Raw genomic sequence first — 15,593 nt, 5'->3', positions numbered from 1 at the left:
CGGACAGCCGTGCACCAGCTTCGCGTACTCAACCCCGCGACCGAGGAGACCGTCGCCACCGTCCCGGCCGCGACGGCCGAGGACGTCGGCAAGGCCGTGCACCGGGCCGCCGCGGCCCAGCGCACCTGGGCCGCCCTCGCGCCCGCCGACCGGGCCCGGCTGCTGCGCCGCTTCGCCACCGCCGTCGACGGGCGGCTGGAGGAGCTGGCGCGGCTGGAGGTGAGCGAGGCCGGGCACCCCCTCGGCAACGCCCGCTGGGAGGCCGGCAACGTGCGGGACCTGCTCGACTACGCCGCCGGGGGAGTGGAGCGGCTGACCGGCAGCCAGATCCCCGTCGCGGGCGGGGTGAACCTCACCTTCCTGGAGCCGCTGGGCGTCGTCGCCGTCATCGCCCCGTGGAACTTCCCGATGCCCATCGCCGCCTGGGGCACCGCCCCCGCCCTCGCGGCGGGCAACGCCGTCCTCCTCAAACCGGCGGAGACCACTCCGCTGACCGCCCTGCGGCTGGCCGAACTCGCCCTCGACGCCGGGCTGCCCGAGGGACTCTTCCAGGTACTGCCCGGCACCGGGCCGGTCGCCGGGAGCGCCCTCGTCGAACACCCGGACGTCGCCAAGGTGGTCTTCACCGGCTCGACCGCCGTCGGGAAGTCCGTCATGGCGAAGTGCGCGGCGCAGGTGAAGCGCGTGACGCTCGAACTCGGCGGCAAGAGCCCCAACATCGTCTTCGCCGACGCCGACCTCGAACGCGCCGCGGCCGCCGCCCCCGGCTCCTTCCTCGACAACACCGGCCAGGACTGCTGCGCCCGCAGCCGCATCCTGGTGCAGTCCTCCGCCTACGACCGGTTCATGGAACTGCTCGAACCCGCCGTGCTCGCCTTCACCGCGGGCGACCCGGCCGATCCCGCCACCCTCATGGGCCCGCTGATCTCGGCCGCCCAGCGGGAACGCGTACGGTCCTACGTCCCCGAGGACGCGCCCGCGGCCATCCGGGGCACCGCCCCCGCGGGCAGGGGCTTCTGGTATCCCGCGACCGTCCTTGAGGCCGCCGGGGCGGGCGGCGCCGCCGTCGAGGAGGTGTTCGGCCCCGTCGCCGTCGTCCAGCGCTTCGAGGACGAGGCGGAGGCGGTGCGGCTGGCCAACGCCACGCGCTACGGGCTGTCCGGCTCGATCTGGACCCGCGACACCGGGCGCGCCCTGCGGGTCTCCCGCGCGGTGGCGGCCGGCAATCTCTCCGTCAACTCGCACAGCAGTGTGCGCTACGCGACCCCCTTCGGCGGCTACAAGGAGTCCGGGATCGGCCGGGAGCTGGGGCCGGGGGCGCTGGTCGCCTTCACCGAGACGAAGAACGTGTTCCTCAGCACGGAGGACGCCTGACGGCACCGGGCGGCGCGCCTCCCCGGCGCCACCCGTCCGCGCCGGGGCGCCGCCACCGCGCCGTCCGCGCCCGCGGCACTCCCGGCCCCGACACCCCCACCCCCACCCCACCCCCGCCACCCGCACCGACCAGCGAGGAGAAACCGCCGTGACCGATCAGCCCCTGTGCCGCCGCCTCCCCGGCCGCACCGCCGTCGTCACCGGAGCGGGCAGCGGCATCGGCCTCGCCGCCGCGCGCCGGCTCGCGTCCGAGGGCGCCAACGTCGTCTGCGCGGACGTCGACGAGCGGGCCGGGAAGGCCGCCGCCGAGGAGACCGGCGGCATGTTCGCGGCCGTGGACGTCACCGACGAAGGACAGGTCGAGGCGCTGTTCCGGACGGCGTACGACGCCTACGGCTCGGTCGACGTGGCCTTCAACAACGCCGGGATCTCGCCCCCCGAGGACGACTCGATCCTCATCACGGGCCTCGACGCCTGGAAACGCGTCCAGGAGGTCAACCTGACCTCCGTCTACCTCTGCTGCAAGTACGCCATCCCCTACATGCGGCGGCAGGGGAAGGGCTCGGTCATCAACACGGCGTCCTTCGTCGCCCGCATGGGCGCCGCCACCTCCCAGATCAGCTACACCGCCTCCAAGGGCGGCGTGCTCGCCATGTCCCGCGAGCTGGGCGTGCAGTTCGCCCGCGACGGAGTCCGCGTCAACGCCCTGTGCCCGGGGCCCGTCAACACCCCGCTGCTGAAGGAGCTGTTCGCCAAGGACCCGGAGCGGGCCGCGCGCCGGCTGGTGCACGTTCCCGTGGGGCGCTTCGCCGAGCCGGAGGAGATCGCCGCGGCGGTCGCGTTCCTCGCCAGCGACGACTCCTCCTTCGTCAACGCGGCGGAGTTCCTGGTCGACGGGGGCATCGCGGGGGCGTACGTGACTCCGCTCTAGGCGGGCCGGGCCGTGCGGCGGTCCGCCGGGAGCGAGGACTGGTGTACGAACGGTAACCGTCCGCCGTAGGCTGATCGCGTGAGCATGACGACACCCCCCGGCTGGTACCCCGACCCCGGACACACGGGCGGCGGCCCGGCCCTGGAACGCTGGTGGGACGGCTCCGGCTGGACCGACCACACCCGGCAGGCACAGGCCGGCGCCCCGGCCGCGGCGTCCCCGCCGGGCGGCTTCGGCGGCTTCGGGGACGGCGGCTTCGGCTCTCCGGAGCCGCCGGACCTGCCCCCGTACGACATCCGGGACCGGCAGCCGTCCGCCGGCGGTTCCCGCGGCGCGCGAGTCGCCGTGCTGGTCACCGCGGCGGTGGTGCTGGTCGCGGCGCTCGCCGGCGGCATCGCCCTGCTGGACGGCGGCGACGACTCCGGTGCGGCCTCCTCCCCCGGACCCGGCTTCTCCGCCCGGCCCACCCCGGCCCCCACACCGGCGCCGTCCGTGCCGGAGGACGGCGAGAGCGAGGGCGGCCCGGACGGCGGGGAACTCCCGCCCGGCTCCGGCGACCGCGCCATGGACGCCCTCAACGGCATCTACCTTCCCGTGCCCGAGGGCTGGGAGGGCCGCAGCGGCTCCCGGGGCGCGGGCCTCACCACGGGCCCGTACCCCTGCCCCGGCGACAAGAAGCTCAAGTGCGTCCGAGGCGGCGTCAACTCCCAGGCGGCGGACGGGTACAAGGCCACCACGGCCGAGGGCGTCGCGGAGGAGGACATCCCGAAGAACGCCGAGGCCTCCTACGGCAGGAGCCCCGGCTCCGCCAGCGAGGCCTACGGCGGCATCACCTCGCGCAAGGAGGTCAAGTCCGAACCCGTCACGGTCGCGGGCGAGGAAGGCCACCTGGTGCGCTGGAAGCTCGGCACAGCCGAGGGCGCAGGCGGATATGTGCAGTCCGTAGCCTTCCCCTCGCCGCTGGACCCGGAGAAGTTCGTGGTGATCCGGTTCGGCTTCGACGCCAGTGACAAGGCGCCGGACGTCTCGGAGATGGACGCGATCATCGCCGGCGTCGAACCGCTGACCGCGCCCGGGGGCACGGCGGGACGCGAGGTCTGAACGGCGGGCCGGCCCCCGTCGGCCGGCCCGGTCCCGCTGCGGCCGGCAGCGCGGCCTCCGCCGCCGGGGCCTCCGCACGACGGTCACCGGACCGCCCGCGGTGAACACGGCACGGCGGGGCCCGCCGGGCGACGCGCTGGAGATCACGGAAAGCGGGAGGCCACCCCCATGGCGGGATCTCGCGTGGAGCAACCGCGAAGAACTCTTTGCGAAGAGACTTTTGCGAAGAGTTCTTTGTGGTTTACCGTGTCCGGGTGACTGATGCACCGGAGAGGCCGGATGGCCCGAACATCGAAGAGAACTCGGTCGTCCTGGATGCCCAAGGGCTGCGTGCCCTGGCGCATCCGGTGCGCGTGCAGCTGGTCGGGCTGCTGCGGAAGTACGGCCCGTCGACGGCCACCCGCTTCGCGGAGCGGCTGGGGGTGAACTCCGGCACGGCCAGTTATCACCTCCGGCAGCTCGGCGCGGCAGGCTTCGTCGAGGAGGACGCCGAGCGCGGCAACGCGCGGGAGCGCTGGTGGCGTTCGGTGCACCGGACGACGGAGCTCAACGACCGGGAGCTGGCCGATCGCGAGCCCGAGGCCGCACTCGCCTTCCTGCAGTCCGTCGCCGCCACCCACACCCTGCGCATACAGCAGACCCTGAACGCGCTGCAGACGATCCCCCGGACCTGGCGGGACACCTTCGACGTGAGCGACTGGGCCCTGCGGCTCACTCCCGAAGAGGCCGTCGCCCTGCGTCAGGAGCTGAGGGCCGTCGTCGCCCGCTACCGGAGGGACACGCCGGAGGCGGCGGCAGGGGCCCCGGAGGGAGCCGAGCGGATCGGGGTCATCACGCACCTCCTGCCCGAACTGGACGTGCCCGCAACGCCGGAGAAGCCCACCGGACCGGAGACGGCCACGGGAACGGAGACGCCGTGACGGAGGACGCCCCCGGCTCCCCGGGCATATCCGGCAGGCGTTCCTTACGGCCGCTGGGCGGGGTGCTGGCGGCCATGGCCGTGTCGCTGACCGGCACCCGGATATCCGCCGTGGCCCTGCCCTGGTTCGTGCTCGTCACGACCGGCAGTGCCACGCAGACCGGGCTGGTCGCCTTCTTCGAGATGACGCCCTACGTGCTGGTCAAGGCGTTCACCGGACCGCTGGTGGACCGTACCGGCCCCCGGGCCGTTTCCTGGACCACCGATCTGGCCAGCGCGGCAGCCGCCGCCGCGATCCCCCTGCTCCACGCCCTGGAGCTGCTCTCCTTCCCCCTTCTGCTGGCCCTGGTCGCCCTGATCGGCGCGGCCCGGGGCCCCGGCGACCTCGCCAAGGAGGTCATGGTTCCGGAAGCGGCCGAACGCGGCGGGGCGCCGCTGGAGCGGGCCATCGGTCTGGCCGGCGCGACCGAGCGGCTCGCCGCCACCCTCGGCCCGGCCGCCGGCGGATCCCTGGTGGCGCTGCTCGGCCCCCTGACCGGACTCGCCGTCAACGCGGGCTGCTTCGCCCTGGGATCTGTGATCATCGGACTCACGCTGCCTCGCGGCATGGGACACGCGGCCGAGGAAGCCCCCTCCCGGTCCGGGGAGACGGAACCGGGCTACTGGCGGCGGCTCGGCGAAGGCTTCACCTTCCTGCGCGGCGAGCCGTTGCTGGTCACCGTCATCGTCATGGCGGGGATCACCAATCTGCTGGACGCGGCGTTCACCACGGTGCTCCTGCCCGTCTGGGCCCGGGAATCCGGCCACGGGCCGGCGGCGATCGGCCTGCTGGGCAGCGTCAAGGGAGCCACGGCGATCGCCGGGAGCCTGATCGCCGCGATGGCGGCCCACCGCCTGCCGCGCAGAGTGGTGGTTCTCGCCGGATTCCTGCTGGCCGGGGCACCGAGGTTCCTGATCCTCGCCGTCGACGCCCCGTTGGCGGCGGTAGTGGCCGTCTTCGCTGTCGGCGGGTTCGGGGCGGGCTTCATCAACCCGGTGCTGGGTGCCGTCCTCGTCGAACGGGTGCCGCGCCGGCTGCTGGGAAGGGTCAACGCGCTCGGTGACTCGCTGGCCTGGGCCGGCATCCCCCTCGGCGGGCTGTTCGCCGGGGCGGCCGTCGCCGCTGCCGGACTCGGGCCGGTGCTGATCGTCTGCGGAACCGTGTACTTCCTCACCACGAACCTGGCAGGACTGCGGCCGGAGTGGCGCGAGATGGACCGTCCGGGCGGGCCGAAGATGGTGAAGCGCCTCCCGGAGCAAGGCGCTTCACCAGGCGGCGTGGACAGCGCGACATGATCCTCGGGCGGGGGAGGGGAACCATCGGGTCCCTTCCCCCGCGCTCTTCCGGATGCCGATCCGCGCCGTCAACGGCTGCGTCCGGGACGCGTGGCGGAAACAGGCCCGGGACAAGGGCGGGCCGGGGCAGGGTGAAACCGACGCACCGGCCCCGGGAAGGTGCCCGCGGGCCGGCTGCTAGAATGACCGGGCTGGCCTTCGGCGCCCCAACGGGGCTGTCCGGAGGCTTTTTTCATGCCCTCCGATTTCATGCCCGCCGACACCCCCGCGTCCAGCAGGCTCCCCACCACCGGCTACCGCGACCTGCTCCGCAACCGCGAGTTCGCCGGCCTGTACGCCGGCTTCACCCTGACGGCCGCCGCGACCACCCTGTCCGGCTTCGCCCTTGCCACGCTGATCAGCCGGCAGACCCAATCCCCGTTCCTGACCGCCCTGAGCATGTACGGCGCCACGTTCGCGACGGTGCTCGGCGCGCTGACGCTGATGTCCGTAGCGGACGGCACCCGTCCCCGCCGGACCCTCGTCGCGCTCCAGTGCGCCTCGCTCGCGGGCGTTGCCGCACAGGCGGTTCCGGGGCTGCCGCTGCCCGCCCGGTTCGGTCTGCTCCTGATCCTGGGCTTCTTCCAGTCCCTGGCGACCGGAACGCGGTTGGGGCTGCTCGCCGAGGTGCTGCCGTCCTCCGCGTACGCGCTGGCACGTTCGCTGATGAACATCACCTCCGGCGGCATGGCCGTCCTCGGCTTCGCCACCGGCGCCGTACTGCTGCGCCACCTGAGCCCGCAGGACGTCTTCCTCTGCGCGGCCGCCCTGACCGGAGCCGGACTGATCGTGGTGGCGGTCACGGTCCGGGAACACTTCATCCGTCCGGCCCGCCGCCCCGGCCTCCGCACAACCTGGACAACGAACACCGCGCTCGTCTCCCACCCCGGCCGGCGTGTCCTGCTGCTGAACCTGTGGGTCCCCAACGGCCTGATCGCCGGCTGCCAGGCTCTGTTCATCCCCTACGCCCCGCACCATGCCGGCGTCTTCCTCGCCGCCGGATCGGCCGGCATGCTCCTCGGCGACCTGGCCGTCGGACGACTGCTCACCGCAGCCCGGCGCCGCCGCTGCGCCTACGCCCTGCGGCTGCTGCTCGCCATCCCGTACCTGCTGTTCGCCCTCCACCCGCCCGTGCCGGTGGCGGCAGCCGCGGTGTTCCTCGCCGGCGCCGGGTTCGCCGCCACCCTGCCGCTCCAGGAGCAGCTTCTCGCGCTGACCCACGGTCCGGTCCGCGGCCAGGTCCAGGGAGTCGACTCCGCCGGCCGGATGACGTGGCAGGGCCTCGGAGCCGCGATCGCCGGCGGCCTCGCCGAGTACGTCACCCCCGGCACGGCCATCACCGCTGTGGCCGCGCTCTCCGTCGCCGTCACGGTCGCCTCCCGGCCCTTCGTGGTCCGCGCCCGGGCCGCCGGCCCCGGAGCCGTCCGCGCCGGTACGCCCACCGGACGGACCGGCCCCGGCCGGTAGCCGACGGCACGCCCGTCCCGGTGGAACGAACGGCGGGCGTGACCGGCGACGTGCCGGTGGGCCGGCCGCGCGGTCCGAGCGGTTTCCGCGGCCGGTCCACCGGGACGCGGTCAGAGGAAGGTCTGCCCCTCGCCCCGGTAGGTCGGCACCGTGGCCACCACCCGGTCGTCCTCGACCAGCAGCAGCTCCGCGAAGCGCTCGCACAGTTCACCGGCCTTGGCGTGCCGGAACCACACCTTGTCGCCGATCCGCAGCTCGTCCGCGGCCCGGCCCAGCAGTGGTGTCTGCACCTCCCCGGGGCCCTCCAGCGGCTCGTAGCGCAGCCCCTCCGGGAGATGCGGCACCGGCAGCCGGTCCCTGCCCGCGGCTCCGGACGCCGGGTAGCCGCCGCCCAGGACGGTCGCCACCCCGGGCCCCGGGCGCCGGACGACGGGCAGCGCGAACAGCGCCGCCGGACGGCCGTGGAAGGAGGTGTAGTGGTCGAACAGGCGCGGCACGAACAGGCCCGAGCCGGCGGCGATCTCCGTCACCGCCTCCTCGGCCGCCGTGTGCTGCACGCTCCCCGTTCCGCCGCCGTTGACGAACTCCAGCCCCGGCGCCGCCTCCCGCACCGCGCGCACCGCCTCCGCCCGCCGGGCCGCGAGCTCCCGCCGCGCCGCCGCCTGCATCAGCCGCACCGCCCGGGAGTGCAGCGGCCGGCCCGCGACCGCGTCGCCGACCCCCGCCACATGCCCCTCGTACGCCATCAGCCCCACCAGCCGGAAGCCGGGGCGGCGGGCCACCGAGCGGGCCAGTTCCGCCAGTTGCTCCGGGGCGTGGAGCGGCGAGCGGCGCGGCCCGATGCGGACCCGCCCGCCCAGCAGCCACAGCGAGGTGTCCAGCTCCAGGCAGACCCGCACCTCCTCGCGGCCGTCGCCCGCCCGCGCGGCGTCGATCAGGTCGAGCTGGCGCGGGTCGTCCACCATGACGGTCACCGCCGCCGCCAGCTTGGGATCGGCCGTCAGTTCGGCGAACCGCGCCCGGTCGGCCGAGGGATACGCCAGCAGGACGTCCGTCATCCCGGACCGGGCGAGCCACAGCGACTCGGCCAGCGTGAAGGACATCACCCCGGAGAAGCCGTCGAGGGCCAGCACCCGGTCCAGCAGAGCCCGGCAGCGCACCGACTTGGACGCCACCCGGAGCGGTTTGCCCCCCGCGCGGCGGACGAGGTCGGCGGCGTTGGCGTCGAAAGCCGCCAGGTCGACGATCGCCAGCGGGGCGTCGAAACGGTCGGTGGCCCGGTCGTAGCGGGCCCTGTCTCGGTGCGGGGCGGCCATGCGGTCACCCTGCCAGACGGCATTACCGCGGGGTAGGGGGACGGCTCGGGCAAACCGGCCAAGCGTCCGTATCGGTTGCCGCACCCTCGGTTCCGCGTCGTAGAGTGACGCCCATGCCACGGCCTTCCGGTTGCCGGTGGCACGACCGACCATGAACAGGCCTGCCCCGCACGGTGACCAGCGGCCCGGGCGAGCACGAACCGAAGGGGGGCGGATGAGCGCCGAGGCGTCACGCGCGTCCGCCCGCCGGCCCGAGGACTTCCCGCCCCCGCCGCCCGGCGGCCCGCCGCCGTGGCCCGGCCCGCCCCCGCCCGCCGCTCCGCCCCGGCCGGGTGTGCCGCCGCGGACGCCGGGGGATTCGCGTGCTCCGGGGGAGAGTTGGTTTCCCGCGGCGCCTCCCGCCGGTGAGCCCGGTGGTGGCCTCGCACCGGACCGCGGGGACGCGTCCGGCGCCCCGCCGTGGCCGGGTGTGCCGCCGCAGCGGCCGCCGCGTGTTCCGGGGGAGAGCTCGTTTCCTGCCGCCTCCTCGGCCGGTGAGCCCGGTGGTGGCCTCGCACCGGACCGCGGGGACGCGTCCGGCGCCCCGCCGTGGCCGGGTGTGCCTCCGCAACCGCAGCGGCCGCCGCGTGTTGCGGGGGAGAGCTGGTTCCCCCCGGCTTCTCCGGCCGGGGAGCCGGGCGGTGCCGGGGCGCCGGACCGCGGGGACGCGTCCGGCGCCGCGCCCCGGCCGCGCTTCCCCTGGGAGGACTGGGAGAACTGGGACGGCGGCCGGCCGGGCGGTGGCGACCGCGAGCTCCCCCGCCTCCCGCTCCGGCAGCGGCTCCGCCGCCTCACCCCCCGGGCGGTCGTCGAACGGCTGGCGCGGATGCGGCCTCCCGTGCGCACCGCCGCCGTCGCCGGCTGCCTCGTCCTCGGCCTCGGCCTGCTCGGCGGGGCCGCAGCGGGCAGCTGGCTGACCGGTGACTCCGGCCAACAGGCCGCCGTGGACCGCGAGTTCACCCGGGCACGCGGCCTCTGGCACAGCATCCCCGTCGACACGATCTTCCCCCGCTCGCTCTCCGGTGACGGCGCGGGCCCCGGCGGCACCGACCGCACGTGGGTCCGGATCGCCGTCGCCCCGGACGGCGACTGCGCCGCCGCCTTCGACCCGCTGCTGGCCAAGGTCCTTTCCCCGGCCGGCTGCGAACGCCTGCTGCGCGCCACCTACGTGGACGCGACCAGCAGCAGCGTCACCACCGTCGGACTGGTCGTCACCCGCACCGACCGGGCCGCGATGAAGGCGCTCCACGACCGCTTCGAACGCGAGAACCTCGGCGACCGCGCCGACCTGATCCCGCGTCCGTACGCCGCCCCGGACACCCCGGCCGAGGACTTCGGCGACGCCCAGCGCGCCTCCTGGACCGTCCGCGTGCTGCCGGATCTGCCGGCCGTCGTCTACGCCGTCTCCGGCTTCGCCGACGGCCGCACGGTGAGCGACCGGCTCTCCGCCGAGGAGGCCACGGCCGACGGCGCCACCGCCGCGCCCGCGCAGGCCGGCCTCGGCCACGACGCCCGGGGCATCGCGGACCGCGTCGAACGCGGCTTCCGCGCCGCCGCAGAGAACGCAGAGAAGGAGCCGGAATGAGCCCGGACCGCCCCGCCCCGCCCGGGGCCGGCCCGCCGCCCTCCCGTCCGTTCGCCTCCCGTCCGCTCGCCGCCCGGGTGCGCCGGGCCGCGGCAACCCTCCTCCTCGCCCTCGCGGCCACCGCCGCGACCGCCGGCCTGGCCCCGGCCCACGCCGACTCCATACGCGACCAGGAGTGGCCCCTGGAGGCGCTCCGCACCGAGGAGGCCTGGCGGACCACGCAGGGGGAGGGCGTCACCGTCGCCGTCCTCGACACCGGCGTCGACGGCGACCACCCGGACCTCACCGGCCAGGTGCTGGAGGGCAAGGACTTCATCGGCTTCGGCGCGCGGCCCGGCGACCGGGCCTGGGCCCGGCACGGCACCGCCATGGCCGGGATCATCGCGGGCCACGGACACGGCCCCGGCAACGGCGACGGGGTCCTCGGCGTCGCCCCGCGCGCCAGGATCCTCCCGGTCCGGGTGATCCTGGAGGACAGCGACCCGGCCCGCAAGCGGGCCCGCGGCAGCCGCGGCGGAGCGCTCGCCGAAGGCATCCGCTGGGCGGCGGACCAGGGCGCCGACGTGATCAACCTGTCCCTCGGCGACGACAGCGAGTCCGCGCACCCCGAGCCGGGCGAGGACTCCGCCGTGCAGTACGCCCTGAGCAAGGGCGCCGTGGTGGTGGCCTCCGCCGGCAACGGCGGCGAGGACGGCGACCGGGTCTCCTACCCGGCCGCCTATCCCGGCGTCATCGCCGTCACCGCGGTCGACCGGCTCGGCGTCCGCGCGCCCTTCTCCACCCGCCGCTGGTACGCCACCGTCTGCGCCCCCGGGGTGGACGTCGTCATAGCCGACCCGGACCGCCGCTACTACGAGGGCTGGGGCACCAGCGCCGCCGCCGCGTTCGTGTCCGGCTCGGCGGCCCTGGTCCGCTCCGCCCACCCCGATCTGAGCCCCGCGCAGGTCAAGCGGCTGCTGGAGGACACCGCGCGGGACGCGCCGCCCGGCGGCCGCGACGACGCCCTGGGCCGGGGCATGGTCGACCCGGCCGCCGCGATCCGGGCCGGCGGCGCGCTCGCCCCCCGCCCGCAGCGGCCGAGCCCGGTCCCGTACGAGAAGCGCTACTTCGGCGCCGGCCCGGCCGGTGACGGGGACGGCGGGGGCGGCGGCGCGCTGCCGGCCGCGTCCGCCGCCGTGGCGGGCGGCGCCCTCCTCGCCGCCGCGGGCGTCCTCTGGCACGCCGGCCGCCGCAACCGCGACCCGGACCTTCTCTTCCCCCTGCGCTGACGCCCCCTGCACGCCGGTGCCCCCCTCGGTGACGTCCCCTGCACGCCGGTGCCCCCGTCGGTGACGTCATGCCGGCGCTCCCTGAGCGCCGTGGCCCGGTGCGTCGGCCGCCCCGGTGGCCCCCCACCGCCCCAGCCGCACGGCCTCCGGCAGAGGCGAACCCCCGCCGGGGGCCGCCGGCCCGGCCGATACCCTCGACCCGTGGCCCTCAAGAACATCCCGGATTCCCCCTTCTCCGACGACGACGGCTCCGCCGACCCCCGGCTGGCCGCCGCCCTCGCCGCCTACGCGGACGACCGCGCCGCCGAGGCCGAGGTGCTGTCCGCGCTGACCGGCACCCGGTTGCTCGTGCCGGTCGTCGCCGTCCTCGGCGAGACCGAGACCGGTGCGGACGGCCTGCGCCGGGAGAAGACCAGCGACATGGCCGTGCCCACCCTCCAGGCCCCCGGCGGCCGCCGCGCCCTGCCCGCCTTCACCTCCACCGAGACGCTGGCCCGCTGGGACCCGCGGGCCAGGCCGGTCGCCGTACCGCTCCACCAGGCGCTGCGGGCCGCGGCCCACGAGCAGGCCGACACGGTGGTCCTGGACCTGGCCGGCCCGGTGCCGTACGAGCTCACCGGCCCGGCACTGCGGGCGCTGGCCGAGGGCCGGAAGAGCGCCGACCCGCTCGCGGACCCGGCCGTCCGGGACGCACTGCGCGCGGTGCTGGCCGCCGAGCCGGGCGTCGTCCGCGCCCATCTCGTCCCGGCGGAGGAGACCGACGGGACCCTCGCTCTCCTTCTCGGCCCGGCGGCCGACCCCGGCGAGACCACGCGGCGGGTGGCGGGCGCGCTCGCGGCCGACGAGGTGCTGCGCGCCCGTCTGGTGCGCGGGCTGGACCTGGCTCCGCTTCCGGAGGGGACGGCGGTTCCGGGGGAGCCGCTCTTCACCCGAGAGGCGTAATGCCCGAAAACGCCCCACAATGCGGAGAGTCGTAACGATCTCTGTGAGGAGGGCGTCATGGATACGCGCAAGGCCGTATCCGAGTTCCTCGGCACGCTGCTGCTGGTGTTCTTCGCGGTGGGCTCGGCCGTGCTCGGCGCGGAGTACATCGGCACGGTCGGCATCGCTCTGGCCTTCGGCTTCACTCTTCTGGCCCTGGCCTACGCGCTGGGGCCCGTATCCGGCTGCCACATCAATCCGGCGGTCACCCTGGGCATGCTCATGGCCGGGCGGATGTCCCTGCGGGCGGCCGTCGAGTACTGGGTGGCGCAGGTGCTGGGCGGCATCACCGGAGCGCTGCTGCTGTTCATCCTGGCCAAGCAGGTGCCGGGCCTGGAGACGAGCGGCGCCTTCGGCAGCAACGGCTACGGCTACCGCTCGCCGGTCGGCGTCAACACCTTCGGCGCGCTGGTCGCCGAGACCGTTCTGACCTTCCTGCTGGTCTACGTGATCCTGGACGTCACCCACCGGGTGGCGGTGGTGGGTTTCGACGGCCTGGCGATGGGCCTGGCGCTGGCCGCGGTCCATCTGGTCGGCATCCCGCTCACCGGCACCTCCGTGAACCCCGCCCGGTCCATCGGGCCGGCGATCTTCGCCGGCCCGGACGCCCTGGCGCAGCTCTGGCTGTTCATCCTGGCGCCCCTGGCCGGCGGGGCGCTGGCCGCGGTCGTGCACGGGGTGACGCACCCGGCCGGCGAGCCGCGGCAGATCGCCGACGAGGCCGCGGCCGCCGACGCCGGGCACGGCCCGGGGTGATGCCCCCGGGACCGCCGCGCCACCGGGAGCCGGGCGGCGCGGCGGAAGCGGGAGCCCGTCGCCGTCCGGCGCAACCGCCCGGACGGGGGTGGCGGGCTCCGGCGCTCCGGTCCGGCCGCCCCGGGGCCGGACGCGGTGATCCGGATCCGCACCCGCCTTCCCCGCCCCCACCGGGCGGCCCGGTCTCAGCCGAAGACGGGCCCGGTGAACTTCTCGCCGGGGCCCTGACCCGGCTCGTCCGGCACCACGGAGGCCTCGCGGAAGGCGAGCTGGAGCGACTTGAGCCCGTCCCGGAGCGGCGAGGCGTGGTATGAGCCGACCTCGGTGGCGCTCGCGGTGACCAGCCCGGCCAGCGCGGTGATCAGCTTTCGCGCCTCGTCCAGGTCCTTGTGCTCCGGGCCCTCCTCGGCGAGGCCGAGGTTGACCGCCGCCGCGCTCATCAGGTGCACCGCCACCGTCGTGATCACCTCCACCGCGGGCACCTCCGCGATGTCCCGCGTCATGCTGTCGAAGTCGGGGCCGGGTCCGTCGGGGCCGGGGCCGGATGCGGCGGGCTGCTGCGGAGAGGTGTCGCTCATGGCTCAACTTCACTTTCGGTGGAGGGGACGCCCTCAGCCTAGGGCCCGCCGGCGCCCGTGCGACGAGCGGCCCGGGCGCTGGTATATTGGGTTTACGACCGGTCGGACACTCATGTGGCCGACCCGCAAGTGGAGGCTCCGTTCTCCCACCTGACCGGCTTCACGGCCGGCGGGTCACCGGTCAGGCAGTGCCTCCGGCCCGCTTTCGCGGACGGCTGGCGCCGTCGATGCGCCCCGCGGTGAACCGTGGTGGTGCTCCCGGTTTCCGCGGAGCTCCGCCTGTGTCCCGTCCGGGGCGTTTTTGCGTGCCGCGCGGTGGTCGTCAGAACAGACGTTACGCGGCTGTCCGCCAGGCGGCCGCGTGGGTGCTAACCGAGGAGGCCCCATCAGCGCCGAGCCCCGCATCAACGACCGGATCCGAGTCCCCGAGGTACGACTCGTCGGTCCCAGTGGCGAGCAGGTCGGCATCGTGCCGCTTGCCAAGGCACTGGAGCTCGCACAGGAGTATGACCTCGACCTGGTCGAGGTGGCGGCGAACGCCCGCCCCCCCGTGTGCAAGCTCATGGACTACGGGAAGTTCAAGTACGAGTCGGCCATGAAGGCCCGTGAGGCGCGCAAGAACCAGGCGCACACGGTCATCAAGGAGATGAAGCTCCGGCCGAAGATCGACCCGCACGACTACGACACCAAAAAGGGTCACGTCGTCCGGTTCCTCAAGCAGGGCGACAAGGTCAAGATCACGATCATGTTCCGCGGCCGTGAGCAGTCCCGCCCCGAGCTGGGCTACCGGCTGCTCCAGCGGCTCGCGGAGGACGTCCAGGACCTGGGCTTCGTGGAGTCCAACCCCAAGCAGGACGGCCGGAACATGATCATGGTTCTCGGTCCGCACAAGAAGAAGACCGAGGCGATGGCCGAGGCCCGCGAGCTGAAGGCGGCCCGCAAGGCGGAGAGCCAGGGAGCCGCCGCCGGTGAGCAGCAGCCCGCCGAGGAGCCCGCCGAGGCGTCGTGATCCCGGGAGTCCCGCGGTCGCGGGCCCGGTGGGCCCGCGCGGGAAACCCGTCCGGGGCGGCCGCCCCGGACACCAACCGAACCAACTGACGCTTCCGCAGGCCGGTCCCCGGACCGGGGAGGCGCCACCGACGAGGAGAGAACGGCGACATGCCGAAGAACAAGACGCACAGTGGTGCCAGCAAGCGCTTCAAGCTCACCGGCTCCGGCAAGGTGATGCGCCAGCGCGCCGGTCGCCGCCACCTTCTCGAGCACAAGCCGTCCACTCTGACGCGCCGTCTTGCCGGCAAGACCGAGATGGCCCCGGCCGACGCCAAGAAGATCAAGAAGCTTCTCGGCAAGTGACGCAGACCGCCCCGGGCGTCCGGAAGGACGCGGACCGGGGCGGTGCGCCGCACCACCGGGACCCCGTCGATCCGGGCCGCGTGACCATCCCGCGGCCCCGTACAAGGAGTTAAACAAGTGGCACGCGTCAAGCGGGCAGTCAACGCCCACAAGAAGCGCCGGGCGATCCTCGAGCAGGCCAGCGGTTACCGGGGCCAGCGGTCCCGCCTGTACCGCAAGGCCAAGGAGCAGGTCACCCACTCCCTGGTCTACAACTACAACGACCGCAAGAAGCGCAAGGGCGACTTCCGGCAGCTGTGGATCCAGCGGATCAACGCCGCGGCCCGCGCCAACGGCATCACCTACAACCGCTTCATCCAGGGTCTGAAGGCCGCCAACGTCGAGGTGGACCGCAAGATCCTGGCCGAGCTCGCGGTGAACGACGCCAACGCCTTCGCCGCGCTGGTCGAGGTGGCCCAGAAGGCGCTGCCGAGCGACGTCAACGCCCCGAAGGCCGCCGCCTGATCCGCAGGCGCCCGGCCGAGAGGCTTCAGCGGACCCGCAGGCCCTGC

At 74.8% G+C, this 15,593-nt stretch carries 15 protein-coding genes; 13 read left to right on the top strand and 2 right to left on the bottom strand.

All coding sequences use genetic code 11. The features are described from left to right. The first annotated feature begins 9 nt into the window (after positions 1-9). The 6 genes from KBZ10_RS07095 (at position 10) to KBZ10_RS07070 (ending at position 7,166) form a co-directional block, all read left to right on the top strand. Positions 10-1,374, top strand: a complete 1,365-nt coding sequence (locus KBZ10_RS07095; RefSeq protein WP_307847247.1) for an aldehyde dehydrogenase family protein — start codon at positions 10-12, stop codon at positions 1,372-1,374. A gap of 148 nt (positions 1,375-1,522) precedes the next feature. Beyond that, entirely contained in the window at positions 1,523-2,305 is a 783-nt protein-coding gene (locus KBZ10_RS07090; RefSeq protein ID WP_210986626.1) for a 3-oxoacyl-ACP reductase, read from the top strand. A gap of 84 nt (positions 2,306-2,389) precedes the next feature. Beyond that, positions 2,390-3,406, top strand: coding sequence for a DUF2510 domain-containing protein (locus KBZ10_RS07085; protein WP_210986711.1), 1,017 nt, complete (start codon positions 2,390-2,392; stop codon positions 3,404-3,406). Positions 3,407-3,660: 254 nt separating this feature from the next. Then, positions 3,661-4,326: a transcriptional regulator gene (locus KBZ10_RS07080; protein ID WP_210986625.1), complete on the top strand. Its 666-nt coding sequence runs from the start codon at positions 3,661-3,663 to the stop codon at positions 4,324-4,326. Then, positions 4,323-5,660: an MFS transporter gene (locus KBZ10_RS07075; RefSeq protein ID WP_210986624.1), complete on the top strand. Its 1,338-nt coding sequence runs from the start codon at positions 4,323-4,325 to the stop codon at positions 5,658-5,660. Before KBZ10_RS07080 ends, KBZ10_RS07075 begins: the two co-directional genes overlap by 4 nt. 249 nt (positions 5,661-5,909) lie before the next feature. Beyond that, positions 5,910-7,166, top strand: coding sequence for a hypothetical protein (locus tag KBZ10_RS07070; protein WP_247701971.1), 1,257 nt, complete (start codon positions 5,910-5,912; stop codon positions 7,164-7,166). A 110-nt stretch (positions 7,167-7,276) separates the two neighbouring features. On the opposite strand, the gene KBZ10_RS07065 is transcribed toward KBZ10_RS07070, so the two are convergent. After that, positions 7,277-8,482, bottom strand: a complete 1,206-nt coding sequence (locus KBZ10_RS07065) for an amino acid deaminase/aldolase (RefSeq protein ID WP_210986622.1) — start codon at positions 8,480-8,482, stop codon at positions 7,277-7,279. 598 nt (positions 8,483-9,080) lie between these two features. Here KBZ10_RS07065 and KBZ10_RS07060 point away from each other — a divergent pair. The 4 genes from KBZ10_RS07060 to KBZ10_RS07045 all read left to right on the top strand — a co-directional run bounded on the left by KBZ10_RS07060 (position 9,081) and on the right by KBZ10_RS07045 (position 13,111). Further along, positions 9,081-10,106, top strand: a complete 1,026-nt coding sequence (locus tag KBZ10_RS07060) for a hypothetical protein (RefSeq protein ID WP_210986621.1) — start codon at positions 9,081-9,083, stop codon at positions 10,104-10,106. Further along, positions 10,103-11,374 carry a type VII secretion-associated serine protease mycosin gene (gene mycP, locus KBZ10_RS07055; protein WP_210986620.1) on the top strand — a complete coding sequence of 424 codons (1,272 nt, stop codon included), beginning with the start codon at positions 10,103-10,105 and terminating at the stop codon, positions 11,372-11,374. The genes KBZ10_RS07060 and mycP overlap by 4 nt, the downstream gene beginning before the upstream one ends. A 201-nt stretch (positions 11,375-11,575) precedes the next feature. Next, entirely contained in the window at positions 11,576-12,316 is a 741-nt protein-coding gene (locus tag KBZ10_RS07050) for an SseB family protein (protein WP_210986619.1), read from the top strand. A gap of 57 nt (positions 12,317-12,373) precedes the next feature. Next, positions 12,374-13,111, top strand: coding sequence for an MIP family channel protein (locus tag KBZ10_RS07045; RefSeq protein WP_210986618.1), 738 nt, complete (start codon positions 12,374-12,376; stop codon positions 13,109-13,111). A 185-nt stretch (positions 13,112-13,296) separates the two neighbouring features. Here KBZ10_RS07045 and KBZ10_RS07040 read toward each other — a convergent pair whose 3' ends face one another. Next, positions 13,297-13,689 carry a DUF1844 domain-containing protein gene (locus tag KBZ10_RS07040; protein ID WP_210986617.1) on the bottom strand — a complete coding sequence of 131 codons (393 nt, stop codon included), beginning with the start codon at positions 13,687-13,689 and terminating at the stop codon, positions 13,297-13,299. Between the two features lie 361 nt (positions 13,690-14,050). Between KBZ10_RS07040 and infC the strand changes: the two genes are divergently transcribed. The 3 genes from infC (at position 14,051) to rplT (ending at position 15,546) form a co-directional block, all read left to right on the top strand. Beyond that, on the top strand, positions 14,051-14,698 hold the full coding sequence (infC, locus tag KBZ10_RS07035) for a translation initiation factor IF-3 (protein WP_210986616.1): 648 nt from the start codon (positions 14,051-14,053) through the stop codon (positions 14,696-14,698). Between the two features lie 149 nt (positions 14,699-14,847). Further along, on the top strand, positions 14,848-15,042 hold the full coding sequence (rpmI, locus tag KBZ10_RS07030; RefSeq protein ID WP_014175142.1) for a 50S ribosomal protein L35: 195 nt from the start codon (positions 14,848-14,850) through the stop codon (positions 15,040-15,042). Between the two features lie 117 nt (positions 15,043-15,159). Then, entirely contained in the window at positions 15,160-15,546 is a 387-nt protein-coding gene (gene rplT, locus KBZ10_RS07025; RefSeq protein ID WP_017945472.1) for a 50S ribosomal protein L20, read from the top strand. The last annotated feature ends 47 nt before the right edge of the window (positions 15,547-15,593 follow it).

This window comes from Streptomyces sp. F63, assembly GCF_018070345.1.
Classification (GTDB): Bacteria; Actinomycetota; Actinomycetes; order Streptomycetales; family Streptomycetaceae; genus Streptomyces.
Note: the sequence above shows the minus strand (reverse complement) of the source record. Positions and strands in the feature narration are given on the sequence as shown.

Bases quoted from the DNA above. Each gene is read 5' to 3' on its own strand.
- KBZ10_RS07085 (WP_210986711.1), top strand. From the start codon at position 2,390: ATGACGACACCCCCCGGCTGGTACCCCGACCCCGGACACACGGGCGGC.
- KBZ10_RS07070 (WP_247701971.1), top strand. From the start codon at position 5,910: ATGCCCGCCGACACCCCCGCGTCCAGCAGGCTCCCCACCACCGGCTAC.
- KBZ10_RS07065 (WP_210986622.1), bottom strand. From the start codon at position 8,482: ATGGCCGCCCCGCACCGAGACAGGGCCCGCTACGACCGGGCCACCGAC.
- mycP (WP_210986620.1), top strand. From the start codon at position 10,103: ATGAGCCCGGACCGCCCCGCCCCGCCCGGGGCCGGCCCGCCGCCCTCC.
- KBZ10_RS07045 (WP_210986618.1), top strand. From the start codon at position 12,374: ATGGATACGCGCAAGGCCGTATCCGAGTTCCTCGGCACGCTGCTGCTG.
- KBZ10_RS07040 (WP_210986617.1), bottom strand. From the start codon at position 13,689: ATGAGCGACACCTCTCCGCAGCAGCCCGCCGCATCCGGCCCCGGCCCC.
- rpmI (WP_014175142.1), top strand. From the start codon at position 14,848: ATGCCGAAGAACAAGACGCACAGTGGTGCCAGCAAGCGCTTCAAGCTC.